Below are 22817 nucleotides of genomic sequence, written 5' to 3'. Positions count from 1 at the left end.
TAAATTAACGAGCTAACATCAGCTCAAGACGTGATCCTACGCGCTCTGCAATATCTGCAAGCTCACCAACCCATTCAATAATGCTGTATAAAAACATTACATCTACAGGGTTAAGTTCACTTTCTACTTCACGTAGTTGGCGGCGTACTTTAATTTGCATGTCATCCGTGTCTTGTTCTATTGCATCCAATTCAACGAGCATTTTTTCTACTAAGGTCACTTCGCGACCTTTAAAGCCTGTTTCTAATAGCTCTTCTAACTCGTTTATTGCTTTAGATGCTTGTTTTGTCGCATCCACACAACGAGTTAAGTAAGCCAAGAAATCAGCTTGCATTACTGCTGGTATGGTCATTTCACGACCGATTACGCGCCCAGCAATGTCTTTTGCTTTATTAGCAATTTTGTCTTGTTGGGTTACTAACTCGAGCAGATCCGTACGTTCTACCGGCATAAATAAACCGCGTGGTAACTGTAAACGTATGTCTCTTTTCATGTCATCGGCTTCACGCTCTAAATTACGAATAGTGATACGAAGCTCTTCTGCTTGTGTCCACTCTTCTTTAAAAACGTGATTAAAAAAAGGTATCAAAGCTTTACTAGCTTGATGAACTTTTTTGATGTGATCTTCCATTGGTTTGAAAGGAGATTTTGCAAAAACTCCTAAAAACGCGTTTGTAGGCATAACTGACCCTTTAATCAAATTACATGCGTGCAGCATGCGATTTTACAGTATTCACAACAATTGTGAACGGTTTTTATTATTTAACTTATAGCTAAATAAACAAAGCGGCTTATAGCCGCTTTGTTAAAATGCGCTAATGAACTTTAAAGCGATTTTTCAATATCTTCCTGTGATATATGGCGAATATCTTTACCATTTACAAAGTAGATAATGTACTCAGCAATATTCTGACAACGGTCGCCAATCCGCTCTAATGAACGCACTGACCAAACTAAATCCATGATTTTTGGAATAGAACGTGGATCTTCCATCATGTACGTCATAATTTGACGTGTTATGGCTTCATATTCACGATCAACTTTAGCATCTTCTTTGTGTACTTCAAATGCGCGTTGCACATCCATACGTGCAAACGCATCAAGTACATCGTGTAACATTTTTAAAACCTGACGACCCATATTTTCAATATTCACTAACAAATCTTGTTGATCTTTAGTGAAAGAATCGAGAGCCACTTTTGCAATACGCTCAGCTTCATCGCCAATACGCTCTAAATCAGCAATAGTTTTTGCAATCGCAATCACCAAACGTAAATCGCTGGCAGCGGGCTGACGACGCGCAATAATTCGAGTACATTCTTCATCAATGCTCACTTCCATAGCATTAACTTTGTAGTCGTTTTTACGCACTTTTTCTGCAAGTTCTGCATCGTTTGTGCTTACCGCATCAAGCGCACTACTTAGTTGTTGCTCAACTAACCCACCCATGCTTAGTACATGGTTACGAACATTTTCAAGCTCTTGATTAAAGCGACCAGAAATATGCTTATTAATATTATGTTCCATAATTACCTTCTCTCTAAATCTTGTACAACACGATACTGTTAATTATTTAGCCGTAACGACCTGTAATATAATCTTCAGTCTTTTTCTTTGTTGGTGTTGTAAATAAGGTATTTGTATCTGAGTACTCAATCAGTTCACCCATGTACATAAAGGCTGTTTGGTCAGACACTCGCGCTGCTTGTTGCATGTTATGCGTAACAATAACCACGGTAAATTTATTCTTTAAATCGTTAATTAGTTCTTCAATAACTAAAGTCGAAATTGGATCAAGTGCAGACGTTGGTTCATCTAGTAATAAAACCTCAGGCTCTATCGCAATAGAACGAGCAATAACTAAACGCTGTTGCTGACCGCCTGATAAACCAAATGCACTATCATGCAGTCTATCTTTTACTTCATCCCATAAAGCAGCGCCACGTAATGACTGCTCTACTACTTCGTCTAACTTACGCTTTTCTTTAATGCCTTGTAAGCGTAGACCATAGACTACATTTTCATAAATCGATTTTGGAAATGGATTAGGACGCTGAAACACCATCCCAACGTTACGGCGAAGCGCCGCAACATCTACATTTTTATCGTAAATATTTTGTCCATGAAGGAGTATTTCACCTTCAATTCGACAAATATCAACCAAATCATTCATGCGGTTAATACAGCGTAATAGCGTTGATTTACCACAACCTGATGGGCCGATAAACGCCGTTACTTGGCCTTTTGGAATATTCATATTCACTTTACTAAGCGCTTGTTTATCACCGTAGTAAAGATCGAGATCTTTAATCTCTAACGCTTTTTGCTCGTCTGTTAAATTGTCTAAATCTAACTTCATGCCCAAATTGGCTTGGTTTACTTTTGGAGCGACTGTAATCATGTTTGTTACCTATTAAATCTTTACTAATTAGTGTTCAAGCGATCTGAATTTTTCACGTAAATGGTTACGTATACCAATGGCCGTTATGTTGAGTGTGATAATAACCGACACAAGTAAAAATGCCGTTGCATATACCAGCGGGCGTGCCGCTTCAACATTCGGGCTTTGGAAGCCAACATCGTAAATATGAAAGCCTAAGTGCATGAACTTTCTGTCTAAGTGAAAATATGGAAAGTTGCCGTCTAATGGTAACGTCGGTGCCATTTTAACAACACCTACCAACATCAGGGGCGCAACTTCGCCTGCAGCACGTGCAACAGCCAGTATTAACCCCGTCATAATTGCAGGGCTTGCCATTGGAATTACAATACGCCATAGGGTTTCAACTTTAGTTGCACCCAATGCTAATGAACCGTCACGTACAGTGCTTGGAATACGTGATAAACCCTCTTCCGTAGATACAATAACCACGGGTAACGTTAGTATTGCCAATGTTAGTGCAGACCACATTACACCTGGCGTACCAAATACTGGTGTTGGTGAAGACTCTGGGTAAAATAATTGGTCAATACTGCCACCAAGCATATATACAAAAAAGCCTAAGCCAAATACACCATAAACAATAGAAGGTACACCCGCTAAGTTAATTACCGCGATACGAATCATTTTAGTGACCGCATTTTTAGCCGCGTATTCATGCAAGTAAATAGCAGCAACAACACCAAACGGCGTTACTATCACAGCCATCAACATAACCATAAATACAGTACCAAATATAGCAGGGAATACACCGCCTTCTGTATTTGCTTCGCGTGGATCGTCAGACACAAACTTGCCTAGTTGACCAAAGTAATGGCCTAGCTTTGCAAAAAAGCCCATGTCGTTCGGAAACCACACATCAAGTACTTGATACATAGGGATCGTGACTATTTCGCCGCGCATATCTTTTACCGTAACATGGTCACGTTTTGCCTGTTTACGCAGTGCAAATAACTCTTTTTCAAGCTCGCCGTACTCGGCACGTAATTCAGCACGCATTTTTGCAAGCTCTGCAACACGTTCATCTGTTAACTGGTTATCAAGTAAGTAGCTTTTCTCTTTTAAGCGTAAGCGCTCAAGTTCATAGTTGATATGACCTATATCGCCATTTTGTAAATCCAGTGCTTCATCATTTAAATCTACAGCACGCTCAACAAGGCCATATAAAGCCTCTACTTTATCGCCCTCTACTGGCTTGCCGTCTTTAAATACACCTTCTACATACCCGTAAAAATTACCATTTTTACTACGTTCAAATACTGCAAGCGTAGCGGGTGTAGACTTTGCTTTTATGTCGGTTTCAAGTATCCAACGAAAATCTAGAGCTACGTATTCACGGTTACCTGTTTTTATAAGTAAACGTTCAAATTCTTCTTTATCAAATGCTGAAACATCAACACCTGTCGCTGCCAAACGTTCTTTTGGTACGAGTTCACGGTCGTAAACTTCACCAATAACGGTTTGCTTGGCAATCGAGCCTTCAAGCTCAAACTGTACAACTTGAGAAGGCCAGAAAAAACTCAATCCCTTCCAGGCTATCATCGCTAATATACCTAAAACCGAAATTAAGCTGATGCTCACTGCACCGCCGGTCATCCAAATCCAAGGAGAACCAGACTTAAACCACTGCTTTACCATGTCGTGTCTCTCCACTTACATTGAGCTGTATTTTTCACGTAACTGCTGGCGAACAAACTCAGCTAACGTGTTAAATACAAAGGTGAATATGAATAGTACAAAGGCGGCTAAAAACAATATTCTGTAATGCGAGCTACCTACTTCTGATTCAGGCATTTCTACCGCAATATTAGCTGCCAGCGTTCTCATGCCTTGGAAAATACTCCAGTCCATAATCGGTGTGTTACCTGTTGCCATGAGTACAATCATGGTTTCGCCTACGGCACGTCCTAAGCCCATCATTACCGCAGAGAATATACCTGGGCTTGCAGTTAATAGCACAACACGTACGAGTGTTTGCCATTGAGTAGCCCCTAGTGCTAATGAACCATTTGATAAGTGTTTAGGTACACTAAATACGGCGTCTTCCGCAATAGAGAAGATAGTTGGAACCACTGCAAAACCCATTGCTATACCCACTACCAATGAATTACGTTGGTCGAATGTCATACCTAACTCGTTTGTTAGATACTGGCGAACATTACCGTCAAACATCCACAGCTCTACTGTTTCGCTCATTGCGAACGAGAACCAACCAACAACTAACACAACAGGAATCAAAATAATTGAATGAGAACCTTCAGGTATTTTATGGCGAATACTTGCTGGTAACTTCGTCCACGCAAGTGCTGAACCTAAAATACCAATAGGTAATAAAATGAGTAAGCCAACAATTGCAGGTAAGTGCTCTTCAATTAAAGGCGCTAACCAAAGGCCCGCTAAAAAGCCTAAAATAACCGTAGGAAGTGCTTCCATTATTTCAACGGTTGGCTTTACAACCTTACGTAATCCACTCGACATAAAGTACGCAGTGTAAATTGCCGACGAAATCGCAATGGGTACTGCAAATAACATAGCGTAAAAAGCCGCTTTAATTGTACCGAACGAAATAGGCACTAGCGAAAATTTAGATTCAAAGTCATCACTTGCAGATGTTGACTGCCAAATGTATGCAGGCTCTGGATAACCTTCGTACCACACTTCTTGCCATAACGCAGACCATGTTACTTCAGGATGTTCGTTGTGAACCTCTAATACCGTTAATTTACCATCCGCTAAAATTAACGCAGCATTTGAACGTGGAGCAATTGCAAAGTGTTTAATTTCGCCTTCACTTACTTTACCCTGCCACAACTTAGCTTCGCTTGTTGTGTAGTAAACACCAAGCTCACCGTTACTGCTGGTAGTGAAAAAAGTACGACGATAAAATTCTGTAAAAATATTTAATTTGCTTTGTTTGGTTGTTTCAAACGCACGAATTTTTTGGAACTGACGACCAGCGTCTGTGTTTACTTCAAACCACTGCGACACTTCACCGTTATCGTTAGCAAGCATTAACGAGTTTGCACCCGCAAGTAACTGAGCAGACACTATATTAGCGTTTTCTTCATTAGCCGATAATAACTGGATTTGCTCTACTTCACTCGGGTAACGCGTATCATAAACGTAAATTTGATTAGCTGAACGAATAAACGTACGTGTTGTATCTGGCGAAATTAAAAGCTCATCTACACGACCTTCAACATCAAGCTCTGTTCGCTCAACAACCCACTCTACTTCACCTGTAAACATGTTTTCTTCAGCAACAAAGCTGCTAAACAAAACGCGCTTATCTGCGGTTAATGCAACAACCGCCGTTTTATCTTCATAGTGAGTAAACGCAAAACGCTTGATAGCAGCGCCTTGAGCATCAACTTCTAACGCCATTTCACCAAGCGGGTAATCAACGCGTGGCGTTAATTTGCGTTCGTTATTTGGAAAGGTAACTAAAAATTTAGGTACAACCACCATTACAGTGCCGTTTTCTAAACCATAGGCGTATTGGCCCTGAAACGGTGCACTCGTTGCAAAGCTTGTTACTTCGCTTGGAAGAGCAACATTAAGCGTCTTGAGTTTTTTACCAAAACTTGCTTTTTCTACATTGTAAAAATCAACTTGGCCTTGTTGGCTTAGTAAATAAGCAACTTCGGTTTGCTCTTCAACACCTAAGCCAACTATTTGATCTGCGTTACTTACTGTGAAGCTGTCACGCTTTTCAACTTTAGCCGACTCAAAAATTGGCTGTACTACATAAAGAAGGTAGAAAAATATTAACAACAGCGCTATTAATACCATTACTCCACCGGCGGTTATGCCAAATTTGGCAAACCTGTCTTTAAATAGACGGCTTCGATCCGTATTAAAAGACGGTTTATTCGGATTGGAAGTCATCAAAACACCTTTAAATCTTAACGTTCTATAAATTATATTTCATCAAGATGACAGTAATGTTACAACGGTCATAATAAGCACTCTAATTAAAGGTATATCTAAGGTGGCATAAGTTATTGTATTAATTAAGCGTTAGATTAGTCATTTAGAAGGGAACTAAATAACAAAAATAATTGGACAAAGCATTTAACGAGGTTAATACTCAAATGGTAAATTAAGGGATGCGCTTACCTTTCTTTCATTCACGTTAAATTAATTATTAACATAATAAAATCATTAACCTATAAAAGCGCGTCAGCATCAAAACATATTTTATTTAATGCCTACGCATTTACATTCTTCGGGCTTAAAAAGAGGCACAATTTATGAAACAGTTGGTAATAACTATTTTAGGAAAGGATCGTCCAGGCTTAGTAGAAGATATTTCATCGGTAGTTTTAAAAAATCACGGCAACTGGTTATGTAGTAACCTTAGCCATTTATTAGGTCATTTTGCAGGGATTATTCAGTTAGAAGTTGCTGAAGAGCATTTTCAGGAACTGCAAAACGCGCTTACTGCTTTACCAAAACTTGAAGTGCGTATTGAAGCTGGCAATACTGAAATTGAACCTTCACCACGTGAACAAATCAATTTAGTGATCACAGGAAACGATCGCCCTGGTATTGTCCAAGAGCTCGCGAGCGTAATACGACACAAAGGAGCAAGTATTACTCATTTAAATTCTAGACAACAAAGCGCACCTAATTGGGGAGTCCCTATTTTTAGCGCTGTTGCAACCGTTACCTTACCTAACGGAATGGATAAAGACGAAGTAATTGATGCGCTTGAGTCAATAACCAGCGACTTAATAGTAGACACAGAAGAAGCATAATTTTTTATTGCGTGTCATACAAGTGACACGCATGTCATTTTAATGTCATTAAATTGTTCTATATTTAACTCAGCGTTAGATAATGGAATATAATATGAATGCCTACATAGAACATACTCAAACCGTTGAATACTTTGCTAAAGAGCTTAGTTGGCTGTCATTCAACGAGCGCGTTCTACAAGAGGCTAAAGACAAAAATAATCCAATAATTGAACGCATGCGGTTTTTGGGGATTTTTTCTAATAACCTTGATGAATTTTTTAGGGTGCGTGTTGCCGACGTTAAACGCCGTATTTTATTAAACAAACTTCCCGATGCTAATTTTGAAGAAGACGAAGCTTTATTAAGTCAAATTCAACAAAAAGTTTTGCAGCTAGGCAAAAAATTTAACCTAATACACCAACAAATTTTAAACGATTTAACCACTCATAATATCCATGTAGATCGCCCCGAAAAATTAACAGACTTTCATCATAATTGGCTTAAAGCGTATTTTCATGACAAGGTTTTACAGCATATATCACCCATTTTACTTAATGAAAATAAAGATTACTCAGACTATATAAACGACACAATGACTTACTTGTTTATTGAAATGAGTGACGAAAAAAGCCACTACGCTATGCTTGAAGTCCCCACAGACCGAGTACCCCGTTTTATTATATTACCGCCTGAAAAGACACGTCGTCGTAAAACCATTGTTATGCTTGATGACGTTATTTCTTACTTCTTAAATGATGTTTTTAGTAACTTTTTTCACTTTGATAAAATTCAAGGTCATGCAATAAAACTCACACGAGATGCAGAATACAATTTAGACGATGAGCTAGAAGAAGGTCTGCTCGATAAAATGTCTAAGGGCCTTAAACAACGTATTTATGCAGAGCCTGTGCGCCTTGTTTACGACGAGAGCATGCCAGAAAGTATGTTAAAAGTGATGAAAAAACGTTTAAACGTGAGTCATCATGATGCACTGATACCCGCGGGTCGATACCGTAACTTTAGAGATTTTATTGCTTTTCCTAATGTCGGTCGCCAGTACCTTGAAAACAAACCACTTCCAGCCATACAAAGCACAGCTTTTAACAAACACAGCAGCGTATTTGACGCAATAAGCGAGCAAGACATACTGCTTTACTACCCATATCACACATTTAATCATTTACTGGAGTATGTTCGCCAAGCCGCATTTGATCCTATGGTGACGCAGATTAAAGTAAATATTTATCGAGTGGCGAGTAAGTCTCGGCTTATTTCTTTACTCATCAATGCCGCTAAAAATGGCAAAAGTGTCACGGTAATGGTTGAGCTTAAAGCACGCTTTGATGAGCAGAACAATATTGAATGGGCTAAAGTTCTTAGCAGTGCTGGAATAAAAGTTATTTTTGGTATTCCAGCCTTAAAAGTGCACAGCAAACTGTGTGTTATTCACCGTAAAGAAAAAAACAAAATAGTTAAATACGCCCATATCGGTACCGGAAACTTTCACGAAAAAACAGCTAAAATCTACACTGACTTTAGCCTTTTCACAAAACATAACGGTATTTGTGAAGAATGCGATAGCGTATTTAAGTTTATAGAAAGCAGCTACAAGCCCTTTAATTTTGAATATTTAATGCTCTCCCCTATTAATGCTCGCGACACTTTATTGGATTTAATTGATAAAGAGATTCAGCATGTTGAAGATGGTTTCACAGGAAAAATTACAATTAAAGTAAATAATTTAGTTGATAAACAACTTGTAGATAAACTTTATTATGCCGGTCGTCGTGGAGTAAAAATCCGAATTATTGTACGTGGTATGTGCTCATTAATACCGGGGGTGGCTCACTTTAGCGAAAACATAAAAGTGATCAGTATTGTTGATCGCTTTTTAGAGCATCCTCGCGTAATGGTATTTGGCAATAATGGCAATGATAAGGTGTATATTTCTTCCGCTGATTGGATGACTCGCAATCTTGATCAACGCGTTGAAGTGGGAGTGCCTATTTTAAATAATAAATTAAAACAGCTCATTATGGATATTTTAGAGCTACAATTTAAAGACCGCACAAAAGCTCGGCTAATCGATAGCGAGCAAAAAAATATCTATGTTAGGCGCGGTAACAGAAAAAAAATTCGCTCACAAATAGCAATATATGATCACTTAAAAAAATGGGAGAGTAATTATAATAATGAATGATCACCCATCAATAGCGGCCGTCGATCTAGGTTCGAATAGCTTTCACTTGGTCGTTGCGCGCGAAGTGGATGGCACATTACAAATTCTGCATAAAGAGAAACAGCGTGTTTATTTAGCCGATGGCTTAGACGATAAATTAAGACTAAACCAAGCAGCTATAGACCGTGCGCTACTTGTACTTAAGCAGTTTGCAAACACCCTTGAAGACTTTCCTCCTGGTAATGTAAAAGTAGCTGCTACATACACTTTTAGGCGCGCCAAAAATATTCATGCCTTTTTAACTCAGGCGAGTAAGGTATTTCCATTTCATATTGATGTGATCCCAGGGCAAGAAGAAGCTCGGCTTATTTATCAAGGTGTGGCTCATTATGTTCATAACGAAAAGAACCGCCTTATTATCGATATTGGCGGAGGCAGTACCGAACTAATTATTGGTAAGCACTTCAAACATAAGCTTCTTACCAGCCGTAATATGGGCTGTGTTAGCTACACAAAACAGTTTTTTAGTGGTGGAGCTATTACGGCTAAGCGTTTTAATCGAGCTGAAATAAAAGCGGAACAAGAAATCGAAGTTATTTTTGCCAACTACATTAACGAAGGGTGGCAAGATGTAATTGGTACATCTGGCACTATTAAATCAATTTTAACCATGGTGTGCGCACAAAACCCGCAACAAACATGTGTAAGTATTGACGATTTACTGGCTCTTAAGCGGCAATGCATTGCCGCTAAACATATCGATAATATAAGTATAGAAGGATTAACGCCTGAGCGTCAGCAGAGTCTATGTGGAGGACTTGCCATTCTTATTGCTGTTTTTAAAGAGTTCTCAATCAATCAGCTCTCTTATAGTGACTTCTCTTTAAGAGAGGGGCTACTTCATGAAATGCAGCAAAAACTCGCCGATAAAGACATTCGCAGCAATACAATCAATAACCTGAGTGAACGATACACCGTAGATAAAGCCCATGCCTCACGCGTTGCCAATACAGCTACTTGGATATACGAACGCCTTAGCAAAGCGTGGCAACTAAATGATAATAACGACATAGCGCTTCTTAATTGGGCTGCTAAGCTACACGAAATTGGCTTGTCTATTAACTCTTCAGGTATTAATAAACACAGCGCTTACATTGTGGCAAATAGCCAGCTTCCTGGTTTTACTCAGCAAGAACAACTCATTTTAAGCTCGCTAATTCGCTTTTACCGAAAAAAAATTAAACGTGATGAATTACCAGAGTTCACAACAATCGCGCAGCAACATGTAATTAAGCTTGTTACTATTTTACGCTTAGCTGTTTTATTTAATCAAAAACGCCAAATTAGCCAGCAACCTAATATGAATATTAGCGCTAATGCCACAGGGCTTTTTATTAAATTTTACGATAATTATTTACAAACACACACGTTACTTAATGCAGATTTAGAACTAGAACAACGTTATTTGAAAAAGGTAGGAATAAGTCTTAACTGCTCATAATATTTTGACGAGTAAATAATTAAGTAGGGTGCAATTACACCCTACTTTTAGCTATGTATACTTTAGCTAATTACATATCCATATGGCGATTTGTACTTTGCATCATTTGTTTAAGCCCCTGCTTTTCAAGCTCTAGTAGCTGCGCTAGCTTCTCTTGCGCATTTTGCGTTTCTGCACGCTCAAGAAGGTAATCGTAAAGCGCAATAACTTTTTGATGCTGACTCGATAAGTAATCTTGAATTGCTTTTTCATCTAACTGCTTATCTTTGCTGATATCGTTAAACGTAATAAGTTCGGGGTTACTGGCAAAGTACTCATAACAAAATGTGTCGAGCGTGTTAATTTCGGTAATCGCTTTAAAACCCACTAAATCTTCAGCGAGTTTTTTTTCGTAATTAAGGTAATAATCCACCAGCATGGCATTACGCTCATCAAGTATTGGTTTAACGCTATGAAAGTTAGCCGCCATTTGCGTATGAAATAATACTGTCCAATCGTATACCTCTTTAATTGTTTTAACTTGCATGTGCATTCCTTACTTAGTTAACTTATGAGTTACTAGTTGCTTGAATCATGCCAATAAAAACCACAATTAAAAACAATGGGTTACACTTTAAAAATAAATTAAAATACAAATTAATAGAATAACTTACAGACAATAGGTAATTTTTATAGGGCAATGATAAGTCATTACCCTATCACTGTTACTTAATGGCCTTTGTTCTCCACAACAGGTAAACCGCAGGAATAACTAATAAGGTCAACATTATTGCGCTTATCATACCACCCACCATAGGCGCTGCAATTCGGCTCATTACTTCACTACCGGTACCCGTTCCATAAAGCACAGGTAATAAACCAATAACAATAGTAGCCACCGTCATCATGACAGGACGCACACGTAACCCGGCACCTTCAATAATTGCTTGCTGTAACTGAGCTAACGAAAGTGGTTTATCAGCTCGCTTAGCAGTTAAGCACATGTTTTGATATGCCTGATTTAAGTAAACCAGCATAATCACCCCAATCTCCACGGCAACACCGGCCAGTGCAATAAAACCAACCCCTACGGCGACTGAAAAGTTGAAACCTTGAAGGTACATGAGCCAAACACCACCTATCATAGCCAATGGCAGTGTGCACATAATAATAGTTACTTCAGCAAAGCTTTTAAAATTAAGATAGAGCAGCACAACAATAATGGCCAAGGTGAGAGGCACTACGTATGTGAGCTTCTCTTTTGCACGTTGCATATATTCATACTGCCCAGCCCATGTAATAGAATATCCCGATGGCAGTATCAAACGCTCATCGAGCACGGCTCTCGCGCTTTCAACATAGCTACCAATGTCTACGCCATCTATATCAATATAAACCCAACCATTTAAACGTGCATTTTCACTTTTAATGCCAGACGGGCCGTTTTCAATAAATACATTAGCGACATCTCCAAGCGCAATATGCTGTCCTTGTGGCGTCACAATGGGCAATAACATAAGGGCGTCAGGAGAATCCCTAAAAACTTGCGGATAACGCACGTTAACCGAATAACGAGCCTGCCCTTCTATTGTTTGTGTTACATTTTTACCACCAACTGCCGTTGCTATAACTTGCTGTATATCGCTTATGTTTAAATTATAACGCGCTGCTTTTTCACGGTTTATATCAATTTTTACGTAGCGCCCACCAGCCACTCGTTCAGAGTAAACAGATACAGTGCCTTGAATATCAGCAAGTAGCGTTTCTATTTGCTCACCAATTTTTTGAATTTCACTTAACTGTGGACCTGCCACTTTAATACCTATTGGGGTTTTAATACCTGTTGCCAACATGTCTATGCGTGTTTTAATTGGCATAACCCACGCATTAGTTAAACCAGGAAACGTGACTAATGCATCAAGTTCGGCTTTGAGTTTTTCAAGAGTCATTCCCTCTCGCCACTCGTCTTTGGACTTTAATTGAATAAACGTTTCAATCATTGTCAGTGGTGCGGGATCGGTCGCTGTTTCAGCTCGCCCGACTTTACCAAAAACTGTTTTAACCTCTGGCACGGTTGCGATTAATTTATCTGTTTGCTGCAAAATCTCTCGAGCTTTAGCTATTGATATACTTGGGTATGTAGTGGGCATATACATTAAATCACCCTCATCAAGTGGCGGAATAAACTCGCTACCTATTTTGTTCAGTGGGTAAAAGCCTACCAAGGTCATAACTAAAGCAAATATTAAGGTTGTTTTTGGAAAATTAAGCACCCATCTGAGCAAAGGCCGATAAGCCGCTACAAGTAATCTATTTACGGGATTTTTATTTTCAGGTATTACCTTTCCTCTTATAAAATAACCCATTAATACAGGCACTAGGGTGATCGCTAATCCTGCTGAAGCCGCCATTGCATAAGTTTTAGTGTAAGCAAGAGGTGAGAACATTCGCCCTTCTTGCGCTTCTAAAATAAATACAGGCAAAAAACTCACGGTAATAATTAATAAACTAAAAAACAGCGCAGGGCCTACTTCGCTTGTCGCTTTAATAACGACTTCCCAACGGTTTTGATCAGTCAGAGGCGTTTTTTCCATATGCTTATGCATATTTTCAATCATTACTATGGCGCCATCGGTCATTGCCCCTATGGCAATCGCAATCCCGCCCAAAGACATAATATTAGCGTTAATTCCTTGCCAATACATCACAATAAACGCCGTTAAAATACCCAGCGGTAAGGTAACAATAGCCACCAAAGATGAGCGCACATGAAACAAAAACACAACACACACAAGCGCTACAACAATCAGCTCTTCAACAAGTTTGCTTGTCAGATTACTTATTGCGTTGTTAATTAAGTTTGAGCGGTCGTAAACGGGAATAATCTCAACGCCCTCTGGTAATCCTTTTTTAAGCGATTCGAGTTTAGCCTTAACCAGTTCAATGGTTTTTTGTGCATTTTCGCCGTAGCGCATAACAACAATACCACCGGTAGCTTCGCCTTCACCGTTAAGATCACTCACGCCACGGCGCATTTGTGGGCCTAGGCGAATATTTGCGACATCACGTAACTGCAAAGCCGTGCCATTTGCATTAGTACCTAATGGAATAGCCTCTAAATCGGCAACACTTTTTATGTACCCTGTGCTGGTAACCATGTATTCAGCTTCGGCCATTTCAATAACAGAGGCGCCTGTTTCTTGGTTTCCTTGCTGTATTGCAGTTTGAATAAGACTCAACGGAATGCCGTAAGCACGCAGCTTATTAGGATCTACATTTACTTGATACTGCTTAACCATTCCCCCTACAGAGGCTACTTCAGAAACACCCGGCACAGTTTGTAATTCAAACTTTAAAAACCAATCTTGTAAGTCTCGCAATTGGCTAATATCAAGCGTATTTGTTTTATCAATAAGGGCATATAGGTAAACCCAACCAACACCCGTTGCATCAGGTCCAAGCTCTGGCGTTGCACCTTCAGGCAGACGGTTTGCAGCTTGGGTTAGGTATTCTTGCACTCGGCTACGCGCCCAGTACAAATCAGTGCTGTCATCAAAAATAATATAAACATACGAGTCGCCAAAAAATGAAAAGCCTCTTACGGTTTTTGTCCCTGGCACCGATAACATAGCAGTAGTAAGCACATAAGTAACTTGGTCTTGAACCACTTGTGGTGCTTGCCCTGGATACGATGTTTTTACAATAACTTGCACATCAGATAAATCGGGCAAGGCATCTACGGGCGTATTTTTAACGGCAAACACACCACCGCCCACTAAAATTAATGTAAGCAACAATACCAGTAACCGGTTATGAACAGACCAGCGGATAACAGCAGTAATCATTTTACTTCCTCGCCCATCGTATGTTGCATTGAGGAGTGATCTATTGCGTCTATATTATTTAAAGCGGTGATCACAAAATCATCATTAATAATACTAAACGTGAAATCAATGGTTTGACCTTTAATAAGAGAGTTAACCTCTATATGCGGTGCCAGAACAAAATTCATTGTTGCTGGACCTCGGTTCCACTTTGGAATAGCTTCACGACTAATATTTACAACTCGATTTGCTGCATCAATTGTATTTATAACGCCATTTACGGTTGCACTTTGAGAGTTGTCATCGTTACTACTATCAGCAGCTGGCATCTCCATTCGCTTAAAGTCTGAAAGTTTACTCGACTCAGAATCTATTAAAAATTGTGCAGAGGTAACCACGCTATCGTTTACCACCACACCTGATAAAATAATCGTTTCATCAACGCTTGTTTGTCCTACTTGCACTTCAACAGATTTAAAGCGCCCTTCGCCTAATGCTACAACTACGCGGTTTTGATGTTGCGTACGAATTACAGCTTCTTTTGGTACTACAAGCTGAGGTTCACTCGCTTTTGTATGAATAGTCACCTGAGCAAACATATTCGCTTTTAGCTTAAGGTCTTTATTTGTAAATCGGAGCCTAACCCGGAGTGTTCTATTTTGAGCATCCAGCGCCGGATAAATATAATCGACCTGTCCTTGCCATATTTTTCCCTTAAAATAATCAAGGGTCATGGTTACCGGTAGGCCAACACTAATAAGCGACGATTGACGTTCAAATATTTCCGCCTCCACCCATACTTCATCAAGTTGAGCAATACTCATCATAGATGTACCCGGCTTTACATAAAAACCTTCTCGCACATTCAGCTCATCAACAATCCCACTTTGACGCGCATAAAAGGTAATATTTTGCATTATTTGCTTATTTTTTTGTAAGCGCTCAATAAATTCAGCAGATACATTTAACGACTCTAAACGTGCCTTTGCAGCACGAATTAGTACATTGTTATTTCTATTTACTGCCAATAAAAACTCTTCTTGTGCATTAACTAGCTGCGGTGAATATAAGGTATACAAAGGTTCGCCGGCGCTTACCTTATCGCCTTGCGCTTTTACATATAAATCTTCAAGCCACCCTTCTACACGAGGGTGAATATGAGTAATTTTATCTTGGTTATATTGCACATAACCCACTGTATTGATGTTACTTTGCAGTGCTTTTAACTGCACCTTAGTGGTTTTAACTCCTAAATTGTTAATTACCGCTGGCGAAATAGTAATCGCTCCTTTTTCACTTTCACTATTACCAACTTCGTCGTAAACGGGCACTAAATCCATTCCCATAGGAGAGAGGCCTGGAGCGTCACGCCTATAATTGCTGTCCATGGGTGCCACCCAATATAAGGGTTGTTTTACGGCCGGTTTTTCATCAGCTATAATTTGCGTAAAACCAGCCCATAAACCAGCCCCTACAATAGCGGCAATGAATAGTTTCAAATTAGTGTTCATCAGGCTGCTCCTCGCGTAGTTCGCCCATAACTTGGGAGTCTAAGCTACTCATATAATAATTTAAGCGTGCAATAATAATGTGTTGATCGACTTGGATGTTAAGCGCGTCAATTTTGGCATTTAACTCACTAATACGTGCTTGCATAACATCAGAAAAGTCACCGTCATCACGCGTATAAGCATTTAAAGTTGCTTGTGATTGCTCAGCCATTTGTACTAATAAAATATTTTGATATAGCGTATTTCGTTTTTGTAACTGGGATAGCTGACTGTATTCTTTAAAATACATACCTTTGAGCTTTTGCAAAGCGACCCTTTTTTGTGTTTTAGTCGCTTCCTTAATCGATATAGCCGATTTAACGTGTTGGTCTTGCCTGTTATCCGTAAATAAAGGGAGATCAATGCTAACACCCACAGAAAGTAAATCGGCTCTTGATTGGCCCATTGGGGTGTCTGCTCGATAGCCATACCCCACATTAACCCCTATCTGTGGCTTATAACTTTGTTTCGCTAAGCTCACTTGTGTTTGCTTTGCCAACACACTTTGCTCTATAGCAACAATAGCTGGATGAGCCATAAGTAATTGCATAAGTTGACTAAATTCAAGGGTATTAAAATCAGTAAGCGCCACAGGAGGTATAAATTTATCGTCTAAAGATTTTACTAACATTGTTATGGGTAACCATTGCGCTAGCCGGTTTTTAGCACTGTGAAGTTGCTGTTCAAGTATGAGTAGCTTATCTTCTAAGCGGGTAAGCTCTAACTGAGCACGAATAATATCTTGCTGGCGTGTTTTACCCTGTGTACTTGCGTAGCTGGCCTCAGTTATTTGAATAAGCTGAGTAAATAACTCTTTGTCTTTCTCAATCAAATTAATACTGTACTGAGCCCTATAAGCATTTAACCAAAACTCAGTAACCATCGCTTTCACTTGAGCCAACCTATCAGCTCGCTGCCATGGATATTGCTTAGACGACTGAAAAAGCGACTTTTGTTTCAGTGATAGACTATCACCGCGGCTAAATTTTTGGCTTAGACTCACTTTAAATTGAGTCATCCCTTCTTGGTCAAACGCATAACCATTTGTTGGTAAGTTCATAAGACCAAGCGTTAGTGTTGGGTCGGGTAAAGTACCCGCCATAATACTTTGCGCCATAATGGCTTGCTCTTGGTGGCGGCTTGCCGATAACCACGGATCATTTGCAAGTGCATAGGTAAGGGCGTGAGATAAGTTTAGCGTACGTACAGAGCTATACTCATCTATTGCGCCAGTCGTTTTTTCTTCTTGGGTATTTGCCGCACTACTGAACAAAGTCAAACAACATAGCACTGCATTTATTTTCAAAGCGTAATTCATCACTTGCTCCATTTAAAAATTAATAAAAAATTTAAATTGGCAAGAAAGGTGTTTATATCAGCCGCACCTAATACGAAAACTAATCACGTTTTCAAAAGATAAAAATCAGCTTGAGGTTCCATAAAATTTAAACACACCTATCCTGCTATTTAAGCAAACATTGGAGGTCGGTAAAGTGATTTGGGAGAGGTTGTTTGAGCAAGCGATTCGCACGCATTAACTTTTTCAGTACTCATAACTGCAATAATCATTAGAATATCAACATTGAGCATTGAGTTAGCGGTACAGCCATTAACAGGGCAACTGCATTCATTTTGAGCAGTCGCTTCATCATCGCAGCAATCCATTTGCATCATGGAATGGTGAGCGCTGTTATTCTCTGCGCTACTATTGCCCAAATGCATATTAACGTGAGCATTAGACTGATGAGGCATTTCACATTCACTTGCTACAGACGCAAACGACTGACCCACGAACGTGAGCAGTAAAGTAAGCGTAAGTAAAATAGTGTACAAGCGTTGCAAAATAGTACCTCAATCAAAAAAGGGGATTTTAAAGTAACTTATAAACGACTACAAATAATTTAGGGCGTGTTTTGTAGTTTGGTTTGGGGTTTAATTAAATAACTGGCAATTACTGTAAATATACAATAGCCACTAAAATACCAAAACCCTTCACCAAATTGTGCATTCATAACAAGTAATTCACCACTTTTACCGTGTGCATTGCCCGCTAAATACGTAACAATTAATGCTATTACAAATACATCAACCATACTCCATTTGCTGAGTGCACAAACAATATTGCCACATACTTGCTTAAGTCTATTCACTGGTAAGCAGCAATACAGTAGCTGTAATAATAGCTTTAAGCTTGGCACCACAACTGAAAAAAGACCAACCAAGGCAGCCACAAGTAAATTATTATTATTTGCTAGGTCTGTGATAGTGCCGTAAATACTTTGCGTTTTGCTATAAGCGCTAATCTCACCGTCTAACTTATCCAGGCCCAACATGTTTGAAAACATCATTAGCATGCTGCGCGTTCGGCCATCGCCCTCTTCAGCTAACATTTCAATCCCCGCTTGAGCAAGTTTTGATTTATCAATATTCCCTTCAATTGTTAGCACGGGTTTTGTAATACCCGGAAATAACAAACATAAAGCAATAACTACACTTACAACAGATAAAAAATTACGCATACTTATTCGCTCATAACTTCTATTACATCATCACTATAAAGCATTGACTCTAATATAAAGCTGTATATTTTTTCTATTTCCATCTCTGGGTTAACCAACTTAAGTTGTGTTTCAACCACTGCCCAGTTTTTAGTTTCAATCGCTTTTGCCAGTAATAAGCAATCACCCAGCAAACCGGTTTGCAGTAGCAAAGCATCTGTTATGCTTTTATCTAGCGTAAACTCTTTTACAATAGTTGCTAGCTCAATATCTAATATCGCATCAAGCATCGAAAACAAACCCACTAAGTAACCTTGCTGAGATAAATTTTTGTTTGTTTCAGCTAATATAAGCTCTATTAACCGAGCGCGTACAAGAGCAAATTTAGTCAACTCTGTTGGTTTATCTATTCCTAAATCGCTAACAGCTAATACACGCACAAATTGGCGAATTACGTCCTCACCTAAATAAACAACAGCTTGCGATATGGACGTAATAACTAAATTACTATTATTAGAACGTGCATTTGCCAAACGTAAAATTCGCGCCGTTATTCCTACATCTTTAGCTACACGCTGATGAATTTCTTCAAAGCATAACGATTCTTTTGCTATTGCTTTAAGGAGTTCGAAAACGGTAACTTTTGAAGGATCGACCCCACTGTAAGTTAGCATTTCTGGGCGGGCAAAAAAGAATCCCTGAAAATAATCACAACCTGCATCACGTAAGTTTATAAACTGATCGTAAGTTTCTATTCGCTCTACTATTATTTTGCAATGAGGGTAACTTCGTTTCAGCTTTTTAACCCGCATATTAGTTTTAATAATAGGCTCTTCAGCCTCAATTTTTATATAACTAACAAGGGCGAGTAACGGCTCCCATTTTTCATCGCCGTCATAATCGTCCAGTGCAAATACATAACCCTGACCTTTCAGCGCTTTAATACGACTAGCAACCGCTGCAATATTTACCGTACGCTCCACAATTTCTATTACAGTATGTTCAGGGTTTAATAGTTTAGGGAATTCATCCAGCAAAGCGTCTGTAGAAAGGTTTACAAAAGCAAGTTGGTGAGCTGTAAGCTTTTCTGCACCAACTAGCATTAAGGTATTAAAAAACAAACGGCTGGTCGCGTGTTCATCGCTAGTACCTATAGGAAACGCATTATTTGCTGAGTTTCGGTAAAGCAACTCATAAGCAAACACTGCCTTGTCTGCATCAAATATTGGTTGCCTAGCAACATATTGTGTCAACGTAGGCGTTAACGACGGAGTGTCAGACACGTTCAATAGAATTCACCTATAAGTTTGTGCAAAATTAAAGCTAATCTTTTGAGTCTAATCTATGTTAAAGATTAAAAGTATAGTAAATGCATCTTAATCGTTGCAAAATTTTGCAAAGTAAATAAAACTAATAAAAAAGTTCGTAGTACAGGAGCGGGTTTGCTTATTTTAAAGTGGTTATTGATATTATGTTTAGCATTGAGCTCGCTTCCTAATATTGCAGCACAAAGCAACAATACCCTAAAGTACAACATTAGCTCATCTGGAAGTCATTACCCTTTCTACACCAACAATCCTAAACGCCCGGGTGTGTTACCAGAAATCATTGAAAAAGTATTGATTGACGCTAATATCTCTGCTTCTCATGAATCGCTACCAGCAAAGCGAATCACTAAATACCTTAATGAAGGGATTATTGACTTTGATGTGATCTCGCTTGATTGGCTACCTCAAAGTGAAAGAACCAACACCCAATATGTATTTTCTGACCCATTAATTACAGTAACAGAAATGCTTGTAACGCTGCCCGAAAACACAAAAAAATGGCAACATGTGTCCAACATGGAGGGTAAAAATGTAGGCACAGTATTAGGTTATTATTATCACAATGCTGATACATTTAAACGCGTTGATTTTCCTTCGGAAAAAGAACTCATAGAGGCGCTAGTTCGAAAAAGAGTAGATGTTGCCATAATAGGTGAGTTGCCAACCTTATATTGGTCACAAAAACTTAATATCAACATTGGTTTTGGTGCTCAATATTCTCATGGTTTTTTGAGAATTCGCCTACTTAGCAAACATAAGCACTTAATGCCTATCATTAATAAAGTAATAAAAAACCTCCACAGCATTGGCTATATAAACAACATAGCTGAAAAATACATGAAAGAAATACCCATACAAAATTAAGGGATTTATAACACACACCCAGTGCGCTGAGTTATACTATGCAAAAATATTAACCCGACCAAAAAAGTAGTCCTATGAGTATTGAAAAAGCCTTAATTGAACGCAGCAACAACCAGTGTGAATTGTGTGCAGCTACCAATGACTTATCTGTTTATGAAGTTCCACCTGTAACCGAAACACATTCAGACAAATGCATTTACACTTGCAAAACATGCAAAGAACAAATTGAAAACACCGTAGATGTAACGCCGACGCATTGGCATTGTTTAAATGACAGCATGTGGAGCCAAACACCTGCGGTTCAAGTTGTTGCCTATAGAATGCTATCGCGCTTAGCACCTGATAACGGTTGGGCACAAGATGCGCTAGACATGGTATATCTAGAAGAAGAGACTCTGGCTTGGGCTAATAAAGCACTTGCTGAAGATGACGATGTTAAACATGTCGATAGTAATGGCGTGGTTCTTCAAGCTGGCGATACCGTGACACTCATAAAAGATTTAGATGTAAAAGGCAGTAGCCTTACAGCAAAACGTGGTACTGCGGTGCGCAACATTGGTTTAACCAGTAACCCTGAGCACATTGAAGGGCGTGTTGATGGCCAGCGCATTGTCATTTTAACTAAGTTTGTTAAAAAGTAGGCAGTCAATAACTCACACTATCTTCGCTTTTAACTGTGAGTAATAAGTTAGAACAAAAATGCCCAGCAGTGCTGGGCATTTTTGTAAGTAGTGGTTATTCATCAACCAGTTGCTCACACCTATAAAAGCCAGTAGGTTCACTTAACAATGACACTAGCTCAGGCAATACATTATCCATAGTTTGTTTAAGCTTCCATGGCGGATTAATCACTATCATACCTGATGCAGTCATGCCATGAACGTCAGTATCGGCCTCGGTTCCCAGCTCAAATAACTGAATATTTCGCATACCGGAATCAATTAAACCCTGCTCCATATTGTTAATGCGCTCCCGATCAACAACCGGATACCAAATCATATAAGTACCCGTTGCAAATCGTTGATGTGCTTTAATTAATGTTTTTACAACGCGTTCATAATCATCTTTAATTTCGTATGGTGGGTCGATTAATACGCACGCTCTTCGAGACGCAGGTGGCAGTAGCCCTACCAAACCAGTGAACCCGTCTTCACCGCGCACTCGAATAGAGCGCTTACCCTGCATATTACTTTCTAGCAAGACTAAGTCTCTTGGGTGCAATTCAAAAAACCAACCTTTATCTTGACGACGTAAATAATGTTCAGCAATTTTTGGTGAACCCGGATAAAAATCGAGGTCACTCGTATTATTGAACGATTTAATTAGGTCAATGTATTCGTTAAGTGCCTCATGCTCACTTGTGTGCGCCCACAACTTTTCAATACCGTCTTGGTATTCTTGCGTTTTTTGAGCATCAGCTGCTGCGAGTTCAAAAAAGCCTGCGCCAGAGTGCGTATCAATGTAATCTAGCGGCTTATCCTTAACTGTTTGATATTTAAGCACCTCAGCCAATACAAGATGTTTTAGAACATCGGCCGGATTACCCGCATGAAATGAGTGTCTGTAACTAAGCATTATTTATTTTCGCCATACGCAATTTAATATCGCAAGTGAACCATAAGCACTGGGCTTTAGCAACTTGCACTAGGGTCTGTTAACCGTTCGAGATTAAAGTTTAAGCGGCCTGTTTGATATTTAGGCAAAGTAGAGCCTACATAGTGCGGTTATACTTACATGAATTTAAGCCGGTAGAATAACGCGGGAGCAGTTACCGAGTCCACTGAGTTACAAACCTCGCGCCACGATTAAATACCCCCTAGTTTGAACAAACTTTAATCCGCAAAATTCAACAACCTCTTGGATAAAGGGTGTTTAAATGAACCATATATGAACAAAAAAGCACGTTGTATGA

General features: G+C 39.2%; 18 protein-coding genes. 5 read left to right on the top strand and 13 right to left on the bottom strand.

Annotation, left to right across the window (positions count from 1 at the left end):
- Positions 1-4: 4 nt before the first annotated feature.
- From MTF67_RS11055 to MTF67_RS11035, 5 genes are all read right to left on the bottom strand, one after another.
- Positions 5-682, bottom strand: a complete 678-nt coding sequence (locus MTF67_RS11055) for a TIGR00153 family protein (RefSeq protein WP_006791195.1) — start codon at positions 680-682, stop codon at positions 5-7.
- 143 nt (positions 683-825) lie between these two features.
- A complete protein-coding gene (gene phoU, locus MTF67_RS11050; RefSeq protein WP_006791196.1) occupies positions 826-1527 on the bottom strand; it encodes a phosphate signaling complex protein PhoU in 702 nt (233 codons plus the stop codon).
- A 46-nt stretch (positions 1528-1573) separates the two neighbouring features.
- Positions 1574-2401: a phosphate ABC transporter ATP-binding protein PstB gene (pstB, locus tag MTF67_RS11045; RefSeq protein ID WP_006791197.1), complete on the bottom strand. Its 828-nt coding sequence runs from the start codon at positions 2399-2401 to the stop codon at positions 1574-1576.
- Positions 2402-2428: 27 nt separating this feature from the next.
- Entirely contained in the window at positions 2429-4078 is a 1650-nt protein-coding gene (pstA, locus tag MTF67_RS11040) for a phosphate ABC transporter permease PstA (RefSeq protein ID WP_248519553.1), read from the bottom strand.
- Positions 4079-4093: 15 nt separating this feature from the next.
- Positions 4094-6328 carry an ABC transporter permease subunit gene (locus MTF67_RS11035; protein WP_006791199.1) on the bottom strand — a complete coding sequence of 745 codons (2235 nt, stop codon included), beginning with the start codon at positions 6326-6328 and terminating at the stop codon, positions 4094-4096.
- 365 nt (positions 6329-6693) lie between these two features.
- On the opposite strand from MTF67_RS11035, the gene MTF67_RS11030 reads away from it, so the two are divergent.
- The 3 genes from MTF67_RS11030 to MTF67_RS11020 all read left to right on the top strand — a co-directional run bounded on the left by MTF67_RS11030 (position 6694) and on the right by MTF67_RS11020 (position 10862).
- Entirely contained in the window at positions 6694-7200 is a 507-nt protein-coding gene (locus MTF67_RS11030) for an ACT domain-containing protein (RefSeq protein ID WP_006791200.1), read from the top strand.
- Between the two features lie 94 nt (positions 7201-7294).
- Positions 7295-9382 (top strand): polyphosphate kinase 1, encoded by a 2088-nt coding sequence (ppk1, locus tag MTF67_RS11025; RefSeq protein WP_248519552.1) that lies wholly within the window; start codon positions 7295-7297, stop codon positions 9380-9382.
- Positions 9375-10862 (top strand): exopolyphosphatase, encoded by a 1488-nt coding sequence (locus tag MTF67_RS11020; protein WP_248519551.1) that lies wholly within the window; start codon positions 9375-9377, stop codon positions 10860-10862. The genes ppk1 and MTF67_RS11020 overlap by 8 nt, the downstream gene beginning before the upstream one ends.
- Before the next feature lie 70 nt (positions 10863-10932).
- Here the strand turns inward: MTF67_RS11020 and MTF67_RS11015 are convergent, their stop codons facing one another.
- The 7 genes from MTF67_RS11015 to MTF67_RS10985 all read right to left on the bottom strand — a co-directional run bounded on the left by MTF67_RS11015 (position 10933) and on the right by MTF67_RS10985 (position 20002).
- A complete protein-coding gene (locus MTF67_RS11015; RefSeq protein WP_006791203.1) occupies positions 10933-11388 on the bottom strand; it encodes a hypothetical protein in 456 nt (151 codons plus the stop codon).
- A gap of 178 nt (positions 11389-11566) precedes the next feature.
- Entirely contained in the window at positions 11567-14686 is a 3120-nt protein-coding gene (locus MTF67_RS11010; protein ID WP_248519550.1) for an efflux RND transporter permease subunit, read from the bottom strand.
- Entirely contained in the window at positions 14683-16176 is a 1494-nt protein-coding gene (locus tag MTF67_RS11005) for an efflux RND transporter periplasmic adaptor subunit (protein WP_248519549.1), read from the bottom strand. Before MTF67_RS11005 ends, MTF67_RS11010 begins: the two co-directional genes overlap by 4 nt.
- A complete protein-coding gene (locus MTF67_RS11000; protein ID WP_248519548.1) occupies positions 16166-17533 on the bottom strand; it encodes a TolC family protein in 1368 nt (455 codons plus the stop codon). Before MTF67_RS11000 ends, MTF67_RS11005 begins: the two co-directional genes overlap by 11 nt.
- Before the next feature lie 149 nt (positions 17534-17682).
- Positions 17683-18057, bottom strand: a complete 375-nt coding sequence (locus MTF67_RS10995; RefSeq protein ID WP_248519547.1) for a hypothetical protein — start codon at positions 18055-18057, stop codon at positions 17683-17685.
- A 59-nt stretch (positions 18058-18116) separates the two neighbouring features.
- Positions 18117-18734 carry a paraquat-inducible protein A gene (locus MTF67_RS10990; RefSeq protein ID WP_006791208.1) on the bottom strand — a complete coding sequence of 206 codons (618 nt, stop codon included), beginning with the start codon at positions 18732-18734 and terminating at the stop codon, positions 18117-18119.
- Positions 18735-18736: 2 nt separating this feature from the next.
- Positions 18737-20002 (bottom strand): HDOD domain-containing protein, encoded by a 1266-nt coding sequence (locus MTF67_RS10985; protein WP_248519546.1) that lies wholly within the window; start codon positions 20000-20002, stop codon positions 18737-18739.
- A 153-nt stretch (positions 20003-20155) separates the two neighbouring features.
- On the opposite strand from MTF67_RS10985, the gene MTF67_RS10980 reads away from it, so the two are divergent.
- Both MTF67_RS10980 and MTF67_RS10975 read left to right on the top strand, forming a co-directional pair.
- A complete protein-coding gene (locus MTF67_RS10980; RefSeq protein ID WP_248519545.1) occupies positions 20156-20905 on the top strand; it encodes a transporter substrate-binding domain-containing protein in 750 nt (249 codons plus the stop codon).
- Positions 20906-20979: 74 nt separating this feature from the next.
- Positions 20980-21546 (top strand): alkylphosphonate utilization protein, encoded by a 567-nt coding sequence (locus MTF67_RS10975; RefSeq protein ID WP_008130442.1) that lies wholly within the window; start codon positions 20980-20982, stop codon positions 21544-21546.
- Positions 21547-21640: 94 nt separating this feature from the next.
- Here MTF67_RS10975 and rlmJ read toward each other — a convergent pair whose 3' ends face one another.
- Positions 21641-22480 (bottom strand): 23S rRNA (adenine(2030)-N(6))-methyltransferase RlmJ, encoded by an 840-nt coding sequence (rlmJ, locus tag MTF67_RS10970; RefSeq protein ID WP_039037970.1) that lies wholly within the window; start codon positions 22478-22480, stop codon positions 21641-21643.
- Between the last annotated feature and the right edge of the window lie 337 nt (positions 22481-22817).

It is taken from the genome of Pseudoalteromonas sp. 2CM32C (assembly GCF_023161925.1).
Lineage (GTDB): Bacteria > Pseudomonadota > Gammaproteobacteria > Enterobacterales > Alteromonadaceae > Pseudoalteromonas > Pseudoalteromonas marina.
The sequence above is the reverse complement of the archived record's forward strand: the minus strand, read 5'-3'. Positions and strand labels throughout refer to the sequence as shown.